Annotated in this window: 15 protein-coding genes; 3 read left to right on the plus strand and 12 right to left on the minus strand. The window is 64.1% G+C overall.

The genetic code is table 11. The annotated features are described in order from the left end of the window. Nucleotides 1-32 precede the first annotated feature (32 nt). A complete protein-coding gene (locus tag RB548_RS20265; RefSeq protein ID WP_331372975.1) occupies nt 33-485 on the plus strand; it encodes a MarR family winged helix-turn-helix transcriptional regulator in 453 nt (150 codons plus the stop codon). Nucleotides 486-495: 10 nt separating this feature from the next. Here RB548_RS20265 and ybaK read toward each other — a convergent pair whose 3' ends face one another. The 4 genes from ybaK to tatA all read right to left on the minus strand — a co-directional run bounded on the left by ybaK (nt 496) and on the right by tatA (nt 3,231). After that, nucleotides 496-969: a Cys-tRNA(Pro) deacylase gene (gene ybaK, locus RB548_RS20270; protein ID WP_331372976.1), complete on the minus strand. Its 474-nt coding sequence runs from the start codon at nt 967-969 to the stop codon at nt 496-498. A 10-nt stretch (nt 970-979) separates the two neighbouring features. Further along, a complete protein-coding gene (locus RB548_RS20275; RefSeq protein ID WP_331372977.1) occupies nt 980-1,330 on the minus strand; it encodes an ArsC family reductase in 351 nt (116 codons plus the stop codon). A gap of 82 nt (nt 1,331-1,412) precedes the next feature. Next, nucleotides 1,413-2,048: a YitT family protein gene (locus RB548_RS20280; protein ID WP_331372978.1), complete on the minus strand. Its 636-nt coding sequence runs from the start codon at nt 2,046-2,048 to the stop codon at nt 1,413-1,415. A gap of 13 nt (nt 2,049-2,061) precedes the next feature. After that, nucleotides 2,062-3,231 (minus strand): tyrosine aminotransferase, encoded by a 1,170-nt coding sequence (gene tatA / locus RB548_RS20285; RefSeq protein WP_331372979.1) that lies wholly within the window; start codon nt 3,229-3,231, stop codon nt 2,062-2,064. 219 nt (nt 3,232-3,450) lie between these two features. On the opposite strand from tatA, the gene RB548_RS20290 reads away from it, so the two are divergent. Beyond that, nucleotides 3,451-3,921 (plus strand): Lrp/AsnC family transcriptional regulator, encoded by a 471-nt coding sequence (locus RB548_RS20290; RefSeq protein WP_331372980.1) that lies wholly within the window; start codon nt 3,451-3,453, stop codon nt 3,919-3,921. Between the two features lie 152 nt (nt 3,922-4,073). Here RB548_RS20290 and RB548_RS20295 read toward each other — a convergent pair whose 3' ends face one another. The 4 genes from RB548_RS20295 to RB548_RS20310 all read right to left on the minus strand — a co-directional run bounded on the left by RB548_RS20295 (nt 4,074) and on the right by RB548_RS20310 (nt 8,319). Further along, nucleotides 4,074-5,135, minus strand: a complete 1,062-nt coding sequence (locus tag RB548_RS20295; protein ID WP_331372981.1) for a succinylglutamate desuccinylase/aspartoacylase domain-containing protein — start codon at nt 5,133-5,135, stop codon at nt 4,074-4,076. Between the two features lie 493 nt (nt 5,136-5,628). Next, nucleotides 5,629-7,191: a glutamine-hydrolyzing GMP synthase gene (gene guaA / locus RB548_RS20300; protein WP_331372982.1), complete on the minus strand. Its 1,563-nt coding sequence runs from the start codon at nt 7,189-7,191 to the stop codon at nt 5,629-5,631. 106 nt (nt 7,192-7,297) lie between these two features. Next, on the minus strand, nt 7,298-7,936 hold the full coding sequence (locus RB548_RS20305) for a 5'-methylthioadenosine/S-adenosylhomocysteine nucleosidase (protein ID WP_331372983.1): 639 nt from the start codon (nt 7,934-7,936) through the stop codon (nt 7,298-7,300). Further along, nucleotides 7,933-8,319 carry a PaaI family thioesterase gene (locus tag RB548_RS20310; protein WP_408642428.1) on the minus strand — a complete coding sequence of 129 codons (387 nt, stop codon included), beginning with the start codon at nt 8,317-8,319 and terminating at the stop codon, nt 7,933-7,935. The genes RB548_RS20305 and RB548_RS20310 overlap by 4 nt, the downstream gene beginning before the upstream one ends. Before the next feature lie 281 nt (nt 8,320-8,600). Between RB548_RS20310 and RB548_RS20315 the strand changes: the two genes are divergently transcribed. After that, entirely contained in the window at nt 8,601-9,155 is a 555-nt protein-coding gene (locus RB548_RS20315; protein ID WP_331372984.1) for a GNAT family N-acetyltransferase, read from the plus strand. 14 nt (nt 9,156-9,169) lie between these two features. On the opposite strand, the gene RB548_RS20320 is transcribed toward RB548_RS20315, so the two are convergent. From RB548_RS20320 to RB548_RS20335, 4 genes are all read right to left on the minus strand, one after another. Continuing rightward, the gene (locus RB548_RS20320) at nt 9,170-10,252 is read right to left on the minus strand and encodes a DUF1513 domain-containing protein (RefSeq protein WP_331372985.1); all 1,083 of its coding nucleotides are present in this window, start codon (nt 10,250-10,252) and stop codon (nt 9,170-9,172) included. Nucleotides 10,253-10,329: 77 nt separating this feature from the next. Beyond that, nucleotides 10,330-11,319, minus strand: a complete 990-nt coding sequence (locus RB548_RS20325; RefSeq protein ID WP_331372986.1) for a magnesium transporter CorA family protein — start codon at nt 11,317-11,319, stop codon at nt 10,330-10,332. Nucleotides 11,320-11,549: 230 nt separating this feature from the next. Then, nucleotides 11,550-12,677: an imelysin family protein gene (locus tag RB548_RS20330; RefSeq protein ID WP_331372987.1), complete on the minus strand. Its 1,128-nt coding sequence runs from the start codon at nt 12,675-12,677 to the stop codon at nt 11,550-11,552. After that, nucleotides 12,677-14,452 (minus strand): di-heme oxidoreductase family protein, encoded by a 1,776-nt coding sequence (locus RB548_RS20335; RefSeq protein WP_331372988.1) that lies wholly within the window; start codon nt 14,450-14,452, stop codon nt 12,677-12,679. The genes RB548_RS20330 and RB548_RS20335 overlap by 1 nt, the downstream gene beginning before the upstream one ends. Nucleotides 14,453-14,494 lie beyond the last annotated feature (42 nt).

Genomic DNA, 14,494 nt, shown 5'->3' on the forward strand with positions numbered 1-14,494 from the left:
CCAAATCCGTCAAGGTAGATGTAATTGCATCTATGAAGGATGAAAGTTCAGCGGGCTGTGAGCCGACATTACTGACCACGCGGGCGTGGGTCGCGCTCATGCGCGCGCAGCGGCGTGTACTCTCGGCGATCGAGAAGGATTTCAAGGAGGCAGGACTGCCTCCGCTTGGCTGGTACGATGTGCTCTGGGAGCTGGTACGTGCCGAGGCGGGCAGGCTTCGGCCGTTCGAGATCGAGGCCCGCACGCTGCTTGCCCAATACAATCTCTCGCGCCTGATCGATCGGCTGGAAAAGGAACGCTTGGTGCGCAGGGAGGCCTTCGACGAGGACGGCCGAGGCTGCTGGGTCGTCGTGACCGAAGCGGGCCGTACGATGCGGGCGAGCATGTGGCAAATCTACGCGCGGTCGATCGAGAGGCACGTCGGCGCAAAGCTCGGCGAGGTCGAGGCAGGCAGGCTCGCCGAACTGCTTTCGCGCCTGACCTGAGACGGGCGGATCAGGCAATCAGCGGAGCGGCGATCGCTTTCAGCGCCGTCTGCGCATCCTTCGGGTGAAGCCGCACCTGCAGCCCGCGCTGCCCGCCGTTGATGTAGACCTGCGTTTCAACCAACGCCGCCTCCTCGATCGCCGTCGGAACGACCTTCTTCTGGCCGAAGGGACTGATGCCGCCGACATGGTAGCCGGTCAGGCGCTCGGCGTCGGCGGGTTTCATCATGTTGGCCGATTTGCCGCCGAAGGCGGCTGCCAGTTTCTTCATGCTGACTTCCCTATCGGAAGGCACGATGCAGCAGACCGGCTTGCCATCCACCTCGGCCATCAGCGTCTTCAGCACGCGGGAAGGATCCTCTCCGAGCGCCTCGGCTGCCTGCAGGCCGACGCGCTCGGCGCCGGGATCGTAGTCGTAGCTGTGCACGGTGAAGGAAACACCGCCCTTGGCGAGCGTCTGCGTGGCGCGGGTCGTCTTCGACATCGTCTGCCTCCTACGCGCCGAACCGGGCTTCATAGAACTCCGGCTTGAAACCGATGAGCAGTTTGCCGTCGGCATCGAGCACCGGGCGCTTGATCATCGACGGCTGCTTGAGCATGAGCGCGATCGCCTTGTCGGCCGTCATGTCCTGCTTGTCCGCCTCCGGCAGGTTGCGGAAGGTCGTGCCCGAGCGGTTGAGCACCGTTTCCCAGCCGAATTCGTCGCACCAGCGTTCAAGAGGCGCACGATCGATCCCCTCTGCCTTGTAGTCATGGAACTTGTAAGCGATGCCGCGGCCTTCGAGCCAGCTGCGTGCCTTCTTCATCGTGTCGCAGTTCTTGATGCCGTAGATCGTAACCGTCATGCCTAATCTCTTCCCGTCTCCAACAGTGCGCGCAACCACATAGCGGGGCACCGCCCCGGAGAAAAGCCCGGAAGCGGCCGCTTCAGGTTATGCCGACGTATCGGCCGGGCTTGTGGTTGATCGCGAGGATCATGTTGACGACGCAAGCGCCAACGATCGAGAGCACGAGATTCGCCGGCGGCAGCACGAAGAAGGCGGCGGCGAGGATCGCCAGATCGACTGCGAGCTGGAAATAGCCGGCGCGGATTCCCCATTTCTCCTGCAGATAGATCGCCAGGATGTTGATGCCGCCGAGGCCGGTGCGATGCCGGAAGAGAACGAGCAGGCCCATCCCCATCAGCCCGCCGCCGACAACGGCGGCGTAGACCGGATCGATCCGCGCGAACTCCACCCATTGCGCCGTCAGGCGGGAAAACAGCGAGACCAGGCTGACGGCGAGGAAGGTGCGCAACGCGAACGGCCAGCCGAGCCGCCGGACGGCAAGAACGTAAAAGGGCAGGTTCACGAGTGAGAAGACCAGCCAGAACCCGGCTCCGGTTGCATATTGCAGAAGCAGGGCGAGGCCGGCGGTGCTGCCGGTCAAAAGCACCGCCTTGCTGTAGATCACCACGCCCAGCGAGACGACGAGCGTGCCGGTAAGGATGGCAAGCCCATCCTCATAGAGCCTGTGGCGCTCGGCGGGCGCAACGGCAATGCGGGCCTCTCCGTCGACCTTCATCCCCGCTGCTCCGTCACAGGCTCGTGAAATTGCGGACGACGCCGGCGACTTCCGCCGTCTTCAGCCCGGCGATGTTGATGCGGCCCGACGTCGGCATGTAGATGCCGTGCTCGCTTCTGAGCCGCAGCACCTCCGCTTCCGAGAGCGGCAACATCGAGAACATCCCCTCCTGATCGGCGATCGCGCCGAGCGCCTGCCAGCGCGTGCGGAGACCTTCCGCAAGCGCCCGGCGGATGCCGGTCATGCGCAGGCGCATCGCCTCGAGTTCCTCCGCCCATTCGCGGGCAAGGTCCTTGTCAGCGAGGATCGTGCGCACGACGGCGGCGCCGTGATCCGGCGGCATGGAATAGCTGGTGCGGGCGAGCCCGGCGAGGTTGGACCGCACGGTATCGGCGGAGGTGGACGAGGCGGTGAGCGCGTAGATGGCGCCGGTGCGCTCACGGTAGAGACCGAAGGATTTCGAGCAGGAAACGGCGACGAGCGCTTCGGGAACGACGCCGATGAGATGCCTCAGGCCGGCAACGTCCTCGTTGAGGCCGCGGCCGAAGCCTTGATAGGCGAGATCGACCAGCGGCAGGAGGCCCCGCTCCGCGACGAGCGCAGCGATCTCCAGCCATTGCGCTTCTGTCAGCGCGCCGCCGGTCGGGTTATGGCAGCTTGCGTGCAGCAAAACGGCGTCACCGGCCGCAGCACCCTCGAGCGCCCCGATGACATTGTCGAAGAGCACCGCCTGCGACGGAATGTCGAAGAAGTCGTAGCTTGCCGTTTCGAGACCCGCCGCCTTGAAGATTGCCGCATGGTTCGGCCAGCTCGGCAGGCCGAGCCAGATCCGTCGGCCGCCCACGCGGTGGATAAGGTCGGCTGCGAGCCTCAGCGCGCCCGAGCCGCCCGGCGTCTGCACGCTTGCAATATGGCTCCGCTCGACCGTGTCGCCGCCGACGAGCGTCCAGAGATGGTCCAGGAACACATGGTCCCCTTCGGGCCCCACATAGGCTTTGGTGTCCTGGGTTTTCAGGAGCCGCGTCTCCGCCGCCTTCACGGCCCGGAAGATCGGCGTATGGCCGGTTTCGTCGCGATAGACGCCGACGCCAAGGTCCACCTTGCCGGGACGCTCGTCCTTTCGGTAGAGGCCGATCAAGGCTAGCAACGGGTCGTCGGGTTGACGGGCGAGAGCATCGAACATGCCAAGTTTCCCTCTGGTGCTGACAATCGAGGAATAGTCGTTTTGGGCAGGCGGAAAGGCAAGCCGCATGCGCGACTAGTTTGTTCTCTCTGTAAAATAGTCCGGACGCAAATTCGACGCTATATTTGCGAGTTGAGCGGATATGGCTTGCTTATTTTTGCGTAATTTGGTGAGTATCATGCCAGTATTTGCGCATTTATGGATCGGAGCGAAATCGCGATGGAGCGCGGAAAAACGGAACTGGACGCGATCGACCGGAGGATCGTCCGCCTGCTCGTCGAGGACGCATCGAGAAGCAACAACGAACTGGCGGAAAAGGTCGGCCTCTCGCCGGCGCCATTGTCGCGGCGCTTGGCGCGACTCTATTCGGCCGGCGTCATCCGCCAGACGGTCGTCGTGGATCCGAGGGCTACCGGCATCGGCTTCCAGGCCTTTGTCGAGGTGACGCTGGAGCGCACCGCCAGCAAGGTGGGACAGCGTTTCATCGAGCTGGTCTCGCGCATGCCGGAAGTGGTCGAATGCCATACGGTTGCCGGCGATTTCGACTTCCTGCTGAAGATCGCCGTGCGCGATGTTGCGGACTACAAGCGCCTGCTCTGGAGCGAGTTCGAACAGATCGCCGAAATCAAGACGCTCCGCTCGACCATCCTGCTTGACAGTCCGAAGATGCAGGCGGGTGCCACGCCGTAGATGGCGAAGAGCGCTTCAATGGCCCCTCATCCGGCCTGCCGGCCACCTTCTCCCCGCAAGCGGGGCGAAGGGACACTCGCGGCGACCGTTCAGTCCCCTCTCCCCGCCTGCGGGGAGAGGGCTAGGGTGAGGGGCATTGCCGCTACCAACAATCACGCCTCCAGTGTGCCCGGCTTGCGCGCCGCGCTCGAGGGTTCCGCACAGGCGATCTTCATCAGGTCCGACCGGCGGCGTGCGAAACGCGTCGAGACGCGCGTGACAATCAGCCCGTCCTGCGGAGCTCTCACTTCCACCGCGCCGTCCGGCATGCCGGGCTTGGCGAGGATCGTCGCGAGCAGGTCTCCAGCCTTCACGCTTTCGCCGATATCGCGATGGAACAGGATCGCGCCGGATACGGGCGCCCGGATCATCTCGATGTTGTCGAGCGGCACGGCTCGTCCGGCAAAGGTCGGAAGATCGAGGCGCGCCCCTGTAACCACGCCGCGACCGAGCAGAAACTGCCAGACGCCTTCGGCATCCTTCCTTGCAATTTCCGGATAGACATCGCGCGTGCCGCGCAGCTCCACGGTCACGGAAAGTCTGCCGGGCAGGGCCGTCCTCTTCCGGCCTTCGGCCTCGTTTTTCCAGGCATAACCGACCGCTTCCTCGAAAGCGGAGCTTTCGCCATCGGAGAGAAGCACGGCTTTCATATCGAGCGTCGCGGCGAGGTCCGCGGCTTCCGGCCAGAAAGCCTCGTCGATATAGGCGTATGGCAGCCCCTCGTCGTCGCAATGGAGGTCGAGCACCAGCTCGGCGCCAAGCGCCATGTGGATGAGATGCCGCTTCAACCTGTCGGCCGCCGAATATCGGTCGAGGTCTTCGAGCAGGGTGTCGCGCTCGCTGAGGGAAATCAGCGGGAAGTCACGGTTGAAATTGGCGCGGGAGCCGAGATCGAAGCGACCTTGCAGCTCGCCGAAAAGCGACTGCGCCGAACCGATCGGATTTGCCTGCGGAACGACGGTGATATCGCCGAGTATTGCGCCGTCGGTATCCGCCTGGCGCAGCCTCTCCAGAAGGAAATGCAAGAGCGCCGTGCCCGGCAGTTCGTTCGCATGAAGCGCCGCCTGGATATAGGTCCGCGGTGCCTCCGGTTTCGTCCCCTTGAACCGGAAGACCGGCAGTCGCCATTCGACGCCCGGCGTGTCGCCGGTGATGATGATGTCCGAAATTTCCACGGTCTCTCCCCGTCACTTATTGATGAGCGCTTATCGGTGCTCCTGTCCAGTTCCGCAAGTATGTAGGAGTGGCATCGACCCTGGCACGCTCGTCACCCGGCACTACAGCGCCGCGCGTCTTATCAGACGCGCAAAGGACGCTGTAGCACTTTGAATTGCAGTAGCCGCATCGTGCTTCTTCCGTCAGAGCGGAAGCCGCCAGCGATGGACAGTCCTGAATTCGCCCCGTCCTTTGCGCGTATGGACAAGTGCGAAGTCTTGAATTGTCCATGCGATCGGCCTCGCGAGATCGACGCGCGGGACTTTGCGGTCGCTGCAGTAAGGCGTCATATGCGGAGTGATCTCACCGGAGATAGAAAGCTGGTCCGAAGTCATGCAATACTCCCCGGGGTTCAGCATATCCAACGGCGATAAATCAAATACATGGGAATGCGAAAAGGGCGCACCAAGGCGCGCCCTTCAGAAATTAGGAGCAAGGAACGCTTCGGAGCCCTCACTCCCACTCGATCGTGCCCGGGGGCTTTGAGGTCACGTCGTAAACGACGCGGTTGATGCCGCGGACCTCGTTGATGATGCGCGTTGCGGCGCGGCCGAGGAATTCCATGTCGTAGTGGTAGAAATCCGCTGTCATGCCGTCGACGGAGGTTACGGCGCGCAGCGCACAGACGAATTCGTAGGTACGGCCGTCGCCCATGACGCCGACCGTCTGTACCGGGAGCAGCACGGCGAAGGCCTGCCAGATCGCGTCGTAGAGACCCGCCTTGCGGATCTCGTCGAGATAGATCGCGTCCGCCTCGCGCAGGATTTCGAGTTTTTCGCGGGTGATGCCGCCGGGGCAGCGGATCGCAAGACCCGGACCCGGGAAAGGATGGCGGCCGATGAAGCTGTCCGGCAGGCCGAGTTCGCGGCCGAGCACGCGCACCTCGTCCTTGAAGAGTTCGCGCAGCGGCTCGACGAGCTGCATGTTCATGCGCTCCGGCAGGCCGCCGACATTGTGGTGCGACTTGATTGTCACCGACGGGCCGCCGGTGAAGGAAACGCTTTCGATCACGTCCGGATAGAGCGTGCCCTGCGCGAGGAAATCCGCGCCGCCGAGCTTCTTTGCCTCTTCCTCGAAGACCTCGATGAAGAGACGGCCGATGATCTTGCGCTTGGTCTCCGGATCGCTGACACCTTCGAGTTCGCCGATGAAGCGGTCGGAGGCATCGATGTGGAGGAGGTGGAGGTTGTAATGTTCCTGGAACATGGCGACGACGTTCGCCGCCTCGTCCTTGCGCATCAGGCCATGGTCGACGAGGATGCAGGTGAGCTGGTCGCCGACGGCTTCGTGGATGAGAAGGGCTGCGACGGAGGAATCGACACCGCCGGAAAGAGCACAGATCACCTTCTTGTCGCCGACCTGCTCACGGATCGCCTCGACCGCGTTGGCGCGATAGGCCGACATGGTCCAGTCGCTCTTGATGTCGGCGATCTTGTGCACGAAGTTTGCGATCAGCTTGGCACCGTCCGGCGTGTGGACAACTTCCGGATGGAACTGCACCGCATAATATTTGCGCTTCTCGTCGGCGATGAAGGCGAAGGGCGCGTTCGACGAGGTCGCGACCACCTCGAAACCTTCCGGGATCGCCGTGACGCGGTCGCCGTGCGACATCCAGACCTGGTGGCGCGAGCCGACCGACCAGAGACCATCGAAAAGCGCGCATTCTTTCTCAACTTCCAGGAAGGCCCGGCCGAACTCGCGGTGATGGCCGCCTTCCACCTTGCCACCGAGTTGGGCGCATATGGTCTGCTGGCCATAGCAGATGCCGAAGACCGGCAGACCGCTGTCGAAGATGACCGAGGGCGCACGGGGCGAACCGATCTCGAGCGTCGAAGCCGGGCTGCCGGACAGGATCACCGCCTTCGGCTTCAGGCGCTTGAAGCCTTCCTCGGCCGACTGGAACGGCACGATTTCGCAATAGACGCCGGATTCGCGCACGCGCCGGGCGATGAGTTGGGTCACCTGGCTGCCGAAGTCGATGATGAGAACGGTGTCGGGATGGGCTGTCTGGGTCATGTCGGGCCTTCAAGCGAGCTTGATCATGGCGAGCCTTTAATGAAAGCCCGGCCTTGGCGCAACGATTACATTGCACCCCGACAATATACCGCCGGATGAAGGATCGTCAGAGCCGGATCTCGTGGTTTTCGAGCGCCGCCTCCAGTCGGTCGACCGTCGCCGCCAGCTTTTCGTCGATGACGTGCAGATATTCCGTCCAGTCGTCGACGTGCTTCAATTCCGCCTTGCCGTCCGAAATGCTGCGCAGGCCGATCAGCGGCAGGCCGAAGGACTGGCAGGCGCGCAGGACCGCGAAGGTTTCCATCTCGACCATGTCGGCGTCGATGCCGTCATAGGCCTTCCCCGAGACGATGTTGCCACCGGTCGAAAGCCGCGCCTCCTTCACGCCCGGGATGCGCAGGGGCAGTTTGACGACCGCGGGAAGATCGAGGAACGGCGTCGCCCCTTTCTCGAAGCCGAGCGCGGACGCGTCCATGTCGCGATAGCCGACCGACGTCGCCTGGTAGACTTCGGTCTGTTCGAGTGTGGCGGACCCCGCCGAGCCGAGCGAAACGACGAGATCGGGCAGGCTGCTGCCGGCATCGAGTTCGGCGAGCGTTCGGGTCAGAGCGACGGCGGCTTCGACCGGGCCGACGCCCGTCATCAGTGGTGCGATCCGGGCCCGCAGGCGTGCCCCGTATTCGGCATCGACCGCCATGACGTAAAGGATCTTGCTACCGGCCACCGGCTTCAGTTCAAAGCTCATCCCTCGATCCCCTCGCGCCCGCGCACGACCATCATCGTCCCCGTCATCGAGGCGATCAGCTTTGCCGGCCCGTCCGGCCGGATGGCATAGGCCCGCCCATCGGAGACGATGATGGTCGTGCCGGGCTTCGTCACCTCACCGCGGAACAGGAAGCGGTCGCCGCGGCCGGGCGAAAGCAGGTTCACCTTGAACTCGATCGTCAGCAACGATGCGCCGGGGTCGATGACGGAATAGGCGGCATAGGTTCCGGCGGCATCGAGCGCGGCGGAGATCACGCCGGCATGCAGCAGGCCGTGCTGCTGCGTCAGCTTGGGATCGAAGGGCAGCTCGATCTCCACCGTTCCCTGCTCGATGCGTGTCAACTCCGCGCCGATCGTGTGCATCGCCGCCTGGCGGTCGAAGCTTTCCCGGATGCGGGTGCGAAAATCCTGCAGCTCGCCGTCGTCAATCAATAGAAGAAGCCTTTCCGAGGGCGGGACCAAGCGCCCGCGTCGGGCCGACAGTGGCATGCGCGCGGAAGCAGGACAAGCGCGGGCGAGGCGGAAAATCGACGCGCCGGGAGGTCATTGGCCCGACATGCGGCGAACCACATCCGGGCGAAATATGCGACAGTTGCGGTGCGCGCTTGCTTTCGCGAAACCCGGCTGATCCATATATGTTTACGATGAGGAACATCAGACGCATTGAAATCCGACCTGCCGAACCCGACGACGTCCTGATGATGGCGTCGGTGCTTGTCGAAACCTGGCGGTCGACGTTTCGGGGCATCATCTCCGACGCCTATCTCGATGCGATGACGGTCGAGGATCAGGCGATCCGGCATGCGCGCCGCATGCGCGCCGCGGGCGTTTTCCATATGGTCGCGGCCGATATGGCCACGAAGAAGGTGATCGGCCTGGCGAGCTACGGGCGAGCACGAGGGATGCCGCCGGCTTTCGACCGCGAGCTCTACACGCTCTACCTGCTGGAGGAGTTCCAGGGTGCCGGCATCGGCTCCGCGCTGGTACGCACGGTTGCGCGGCATTGCCGGGACGCGGGCGCTTCGTCGCTTTTTGCCTGGGTGCTGGCAGGCAATCCGAACCGCGTGTTTTACGAACGGCTCGGCGCGCGCGTCGTCGGCCGAGGACGCGTCAGCGTCGGCGGAGAAAGCTATGATCAGGTCGCCTATCGCTGGGACGATCTCGCGATGCTTTCAGGCGCCGGAAATGCCGCGATGTGACGTCGGCGGCCCCTCTACCCTAACCTGACAATATGCTGGTCCCAGGCAACGGCGCTTTTGCGCTCCCGGAAGCGTCCTTCGTAGGAGGAGACGGCGAAGCAGTGCGTGGCGGCGGCGACACCTGCGGCCTCCGCGACGAACGTCTCATTCAAGACGGCGCCCGTCCGGGCATCGAGCGTGACGGCGACGTTGCCCTTCGGCGATGTCAGTCCGACGAGCCCTTCGCGACGATTGACGGCGATCGCGCCGACATAGTTGGCGAGCGCCTCGGTCGTTCGCTCGGGAAGAGTGACAAAGGCAAGGTCCTCACCTCGCGAGAAATGCCCGACGAGCGGCGGCAGGTCGTTGCGCGGCCCTTCATATTGGCAGGCGAACCATATCGTTCCATCGGCGCCGATGTCCACGTGGCGTGTCGATAGCCGGCTAAGTTCTCTCGGCAGCAATCGCTTTTCGATGAGCGCACCCGTGACGGTGTCGACCAGCGTCAGACTCGGCTCCATGTGGTCGAGATTGAGCTTGGTCCGGCCGAAGTCCGGGTGGGTCTCGATGCCGCCATTGGCGATCGCGAGCGTCCGCCGGTCGGCCGCAAGGGTCATGTCATGCGGCCCGATGCCGTAGGTCGGAAATTCGCCGATCCGGGCAAATCCCCTCGTGCCGTCGTAAATGCCGATCATGCCGCGATTGGCGGAAAAGTCGTTCTCGGTCGCATAGAGCAGGCGCCCGTCGGCGGAAAAGCAGCCGTGGCCGAAGAAGTGGCGGCCTTCGGCGGCTGTAATCACGACCGGTTCGGTGGCGCCATCGGCCGAAAGGATCATCGCGTAGGTGCCCGGCCGGCGGGCAAAGGCGACAGTGCGGCGGCTTTCCGGCGAGAAGGCCATGCCGTGCGCCCGCGCCGGCAGCAGCGTCCGGTCGATGATTTGGCCCTCGTCGGTGAGGGTCGCGACGCCGAAGCTGCCGTCCGGCGCCATGAAGGCCGAGGCGTAGACGGCATCCGCTCTTTCAAGCGCGAAAGCGCCACGCGGCGCAAGCGTTGCCATCCAGGCGGCGCCCGCCATTTTGACGAAGCTGCGTCGATCGATGAGTGTTTTCGCGGTCATGCGCGTCCTGCCACAAACGGGACGATGACGGCGGCGATGCTGCCGCCGATCTCGATTGGGTTTAGCAGATTATCGTCTCAGAGCCAGCCACGGCGCTTGAAATAGAGAAAGGGCAACAGCGCCGACAGCACCATCATGGATAGCGCGTAGGGGTAGCCGAGTTGCCATTTCATCTCCGGCATGACGTCGAAATTCATGCCGTAGATCGAGGCGACCAGCGTCGGCGGCAGGAACACGACCGCCGCGACCGAGAAGATCTTGATGATCTGGTTCTGTTCGAGATTGATGAGGCCGAGCGTTGCGTCGAGCAGGAAATTGATCTTGTTCGACAGGAACAGCGCGTGGTCGCCGAGCGAGGCTGCGTCGCGCTGGATCAGCTTGGTCCGCTGCCGGCTCTCCTTGGCTGCCTTGCGCTGGCCGCTTCCCTCGATTGCCACGTGGTAGGCGACGAGCCTGCCGACGCTCACCAGACTTTCACGAATAATCGTCAGCAGGTCGCCCTTCTGGCCGATCTGCTCGATCAGCGATTGCAGGTCTCGCGTCTTCTTGGTGGCGCTGGCGTTCGATTTGCGGAAGACTTCGCGCGAGATCGCGTCGACCTCGTTGCCGGCGCGCTCCAGCGCATCCGCCGTGCGGTCGATCATCGCCTCGAGCAGCCCCAGCATCACCAACTCACCGGTTTCGCACGCCGCTCCGTTCGGCCTCTGGATCCGGTTGGCATAGACCTGGAACGGCTTCGGATCGGCGTGACGCACCGTGACGAGACTCGTTCCCTTGAGAATGAACGTCACCGGCACTTTTGCCGGATAGTCGCTGTCGAGCTTCGCCGCGGCGGTCATCGTCATGAACTCGGCGCCGTCCTCCTGGTAGAGGCGGTCGGAAAGCTCGATTTCCTGCATTTCGTCGCGTGTCGGGATGGCGATGCCGAGGCGGTCTTCGACGAGGCGCGTTTCCTCGCTCGAGGGATTGAAGAGGTCGAACCAGATCACCGGTTCCTGGGATGCCAGGCCGTTGAGAAGGTCGACGGGCGCGAGATGGTTGTTCTGGCCTTTGTAGATGCGCAGCATGCGGGGCTCCATGAGCGAGTCGTCCGACCGCCTGAAGCCCTGATCAATCAGGACCGGACGGCCGTGAGCGTGAAGGCTCGACTTCGACTGTCGGGGTTCATTCCGGTTGATCCTTGGTAGGTGAAACATGCCCGCGACAGCGGACACGAATTGCGCTTTGCGCCCAAAAGGGCGGCTTGTCAACCGCCGGGCTGCCAGGCCCCTTCACGTTGCCGTGTCAACTTGCCGTGTCAATCGCCGTCGGCAAAGGAAAAGCCGGCGCCAAGGCCGATGGCGCCGCCGAATTCGCGGTTGAATCGATCGAGCAGGTCGGCGGTGTTGAGCGTGATGAAGTCGAGTGTGGCACGCTGATTCTCGTCCGCAAGCACGGCATCGATCGGTCCCTCGATGCGGTCCGCGGCGCGGATCAGCACGTGGAAGAGGAAATTGATCGAGCCGGCGATCGAGCGGCTGTCGGCTGGAAGCAGGCTTTCCATGCCGGCCGTATTGAAGAGTTTTTGCAGGGCGCGCAGATTCGCGGAAATGGACGGCATCGTATTGACCGAGCGCCAGTAGATGGCGAGCCTTGGACGTCCCTTATCCGACTTTCCGTCGACGGTGCCGGCGTAGAACGGCCGCAGCCGCTGGTCCTTCACCATCTCGACGCTGTGGACGAGGATGCCGAGGAGTTCGCTTGCGGCTTCCTTGCTGTCGCGGAAGAGCGGATTGTCGGGACCCGGCTTCCTCCAGGCGGCCTGGATTCCGTCCGGCCTTTCCCATTCGGCGAGGATCTCGCCGGCGATCGCCCTCAGGTTCTCCGATATCGCGACGCCGTAGCGGCAGCGAAAGGCGCCGTCCTTTCCCGCAAGCGTATCTGCCCCGGTGCCGTAGAGTACGTATTCGAGCGCCCCGAGGCCCTGGACAGCGACGCTTTTCGTCTTGAGGCTCTCGGCGTGCGTTGCGCGTTCGTCTTCCTTGGCAAGGATCGCCTGCACCTGCTTCAGACCGGTGCTCTTGCGGTCCGGATAGAAGAGGAAGCGCTCGAAGCGGTTCTGTTCGAGGGCCGGGCCGAGGCGGATGATCTCGATCGCCGACCATCTCTGCACGACGCCCGAAAAGGCCGAGCGGGCGGCCTCGAGCGCCGCTGCCGATGGCGTCTTGCAAAGCGCGGCGCTCGTTTCCGCAAGGCCGGCCGTCGCCTCCGCGAGGCCGCGATAGCCGGGGATGATGAAGCCGTCCACCGCCTTTGCCATGACGCCCGGCACGGCGGCTTCGTCGACGACACGCGGCGAGAGCGCTGCACCTTCTTGCGCGGCTGTCGGGGCGGCGATCGCCGTGAGCAGGATGACGGCCAGGGTTAGGGGAAGGCTCGGGCGCATCAGAGTGACTCCAGGAATGTGATCAGTGCCTTTCGGTCGTCCTTCGGCAAGGAAACGAACGCGTTGCGGGCCTTTTCCGCTTCACCGCCGTGCCACAGGATGGCCTCGGTAAGATTGCGGGCGCGGCCGTCGTGAAGGAAGAAGGTGTGGCCGCTCACGGTTTGCGTCAGTCCGATCCCCCAGAGCGGCGCCGTGCGCCACTCGCGGCCATCGGCGACGCCGACTTGCTGGCCGTCGGCAAGACCTTCGCCCATGTCGTGCAGCAGGAAATCCGAATAGGGCCAGATCAACTGGAACGCCTGCTCCTTGTGCGGCGCATCGCGCCGGGTCACGAATTTCGGCACATGGCAGGCCGTGCAGCCGGATTCGTAGAAGAGTTGCTTGCCCCGCAAGGTTTCGGGGAAGCTCGCCTTGCGGCGGGCGGGCACGGCCAGGTTGGAGGCATAGAAGGCGACGAGGCCAAGCACCGGGTCGGGCGCTTCGACGGGGCCGAGCCGTTCCTGAACGCCGGTCGGAAGCGCCAGGCATTCCCTCTGCGCCTCGGTGCAGTCACCGTGGCTGCGGTCGTTGCCCGGACTGGAGAGACCGATGTCGATGGCGAAGGCGTCGGCGGCCTGTCGGCTGAGCGTCGGGCTTTGGGCCTTCCAGCCGAAGCGGCCAAGCACCATGGTTCCGTTTTTGGCGTCGCGGATCAGGGCAGGCCGCCCGCTGATACCGTCCTCGTCGCGGTCTCCCGGATCTGCGCGCGCGAAAAGGTCGGCGTCGTGGATCGCCTCGATCAGTCCGAGACCGATCATCGGCGAAGCGACCCGCGGCGAGAGCGTCGTCGTCGGATCGAGCGGGCCATAACCGAGGCCGGTGACCGTATAGTGCGGCTTCCGCAGGGAGACCGTCTCGCCATCCGCAAGGCCCACCTGCTCTTCCCGGTAGGTGACCGTTACGCGCCCTTCGGCCGCAAGCCCCGGCACGGCGCTGTCCTGAAGTTGCGCACCGTAGACGGGATCTGGAAAATTGAGCGCGGCATGGGAGGCGATCATTTCCTGTTCGGCGTCGTCACGCGGCGCACGAGCAAGGCGATAGAACATCGACGTTGCGTCGGACGCCCCTTCCGGGGGATGACCCCGCCCGTCGCGCGGATGACAGCTCTCGCAGGCACGGGCGTTGTAGAGCGGGCCGAGCCCGTCGGAGGCTTGCGTGGAGGAGGGCGACGAAACCCAGAGCTTCTCGAAAAGCGCCTTGCCGAGCTTGAAGTTCTGCTCGGCCTCGAAGGGCAGGTTCGCCGAAAACTGGGAGAAGATTTGCCGGTCGATCGGCGCAATCGTCGTTGCCGCGCCGGCGGAAAGCGCCTCGAACTGTTCGGCCCTGGAGAAATCCGTCGTCGGCCGGGTAACGGTCAGCACGCGTTTGCGGTCGTGCTCGGAAAGGTCTTCGCGTTCGAAGTTGCACCCCCCTCTGCCCTGCCGGGCATCTCCCCCACAAGGGGGGAGATCGGCAAGGGGCGATGCCCCTCTCAACCGATTGCTCAGTGCATGTACTGCTGAACTCGGCGGATTCAGCGTTTGCGCGCTCACCGTCGGGCAGGGCCTTGCTTCCGGCCAATCTCCCCCCCTGTGGGGGAGATGCCCGGCAGGGCAGAGGGGGGTATCGACTGCAGTTTTCTGGGATTCCGCTTTCGCAGCGAGGCCAAGATCATCGCCTGTCGCCGATGCCGCGGCGGTGAGGCCGATCAGCGCAGCGAACGGCAGGGCGAGGAAAGGGGCGGTCGGCACATGCATTGGACTTGGGCCGGGCCGCACCCTTTCGGAGCGGCCCGCCTT

The sequence above is a fragment of the Sinorhizobium chiapasense genome, from assembly GCF_036488675.1.
GTDB lineage: Bacteria > Pseudomonadota > Alphaproteobacteria > Rhizobiales > Rhizobiaceae > Sinorhizobium > Sinorhizobium chiapasense.

Excerpts from the sequence above, each read along its gene's own strand:
- RB548_RS20265 (WP_331372975.1), top strand. The coding sequence starts at position 33 with ATGAAGGATGAAAGTTCAGCGGGCTGTGAGCCGACATTACTGACCACG.
- ybaK (WP_331372976.1), bottom strand. The coding sequence starts at position 969 with ATGTCGAAGACGACCCGCGCCACGCAGACGCTCGCCAAGGGCGGTGTT.
- RB548_RS20275 (WP_331372977.1), bottom strand. The coding sequence starts at position 1,330 with ATGACGGTTACGATCTACGGCATCAAGAACTGCGACACGATGAAGAAG.
- RB548_RS20280 (WP_331372978.1), bottom strand. The coding sequence starts at position 2,048 with ATGAAGGTCGACGGAGAGGCCCGCATTGCCGTTGCGCCCGCCGAGCGC.
- tatA (WP_331372979.1), bottom strand. The coding sequence starts at position 3,231 with ATGTTCGATGCTCTCGCCCGTCAACCCGACGACCCGTTGCTAGCCTTG.
- RB548_RS20290 (WP_331372980.1), top strand. The coding sequence starts at position 3,451 with ATGGAGCGCGGAAAAACGGAACTGGACGCGATCGACCGGAGGATCGTC.
- guaA (WP_331372982.1), bottom strand. The coding sequence starts at position 7,191 with ATGACCCAGACAGCCCATCCCGACACCGTTCTCATCATCGACTTCGGC.
- RB548_RS20305 (WP_331372983.1), bottom strand. The coding sequence starts at position 7,936 with ATGAGCTTTGAACTGAAGCCGGTGGCCGGTAGCAAGATCCTTTACGTC.
- RB548_RS20310 (WP_408642428.1), bottom strand. The coding sequence starts at position 8,319 with ATGCACACGATCGGCGCGGAGTTGACACGCATCGAGCAGGGAACGGTG.
- RB548_RS20315 (WP_331372984.1), top strand. The coding sequence starts at position 8,601 with ATGAGGAACATCAGACGCATTGAAATCCGACCTGCCGAACCCGACGAC.
- RB548_RS20320 (WP_331372985.1), bottom strand. The coding sequence starts at position 10,252 with ATGACCGCGAAAACACTCATCGATCGACGCAGCTTCGTCAAAATGGCG.
- RB548_RS20325 (WP_331372986.1), bottom strand. The coding sequence starts at position 11,319 with ATGCTGCGCATCTACAAAGGCCAGAACAACCATCTCGCGCCCGTCGAC.
- RB548_RS20330 (WP_331372987.1), bottom strand. The coding sequence starts at position 12,677 with ATGCGCCCGAGCCTTCCCCTAACCCTGGCCGTCATCCTGCTCACGGCG.
- RB548_RS20335 (WP_331372988.1), bottom strand. The coding sequence starts at position 14,452 with ATGCATGTGCCGACCGCCCCTTTCCTCGCCCTGCCGTTCGCTGCGCTG.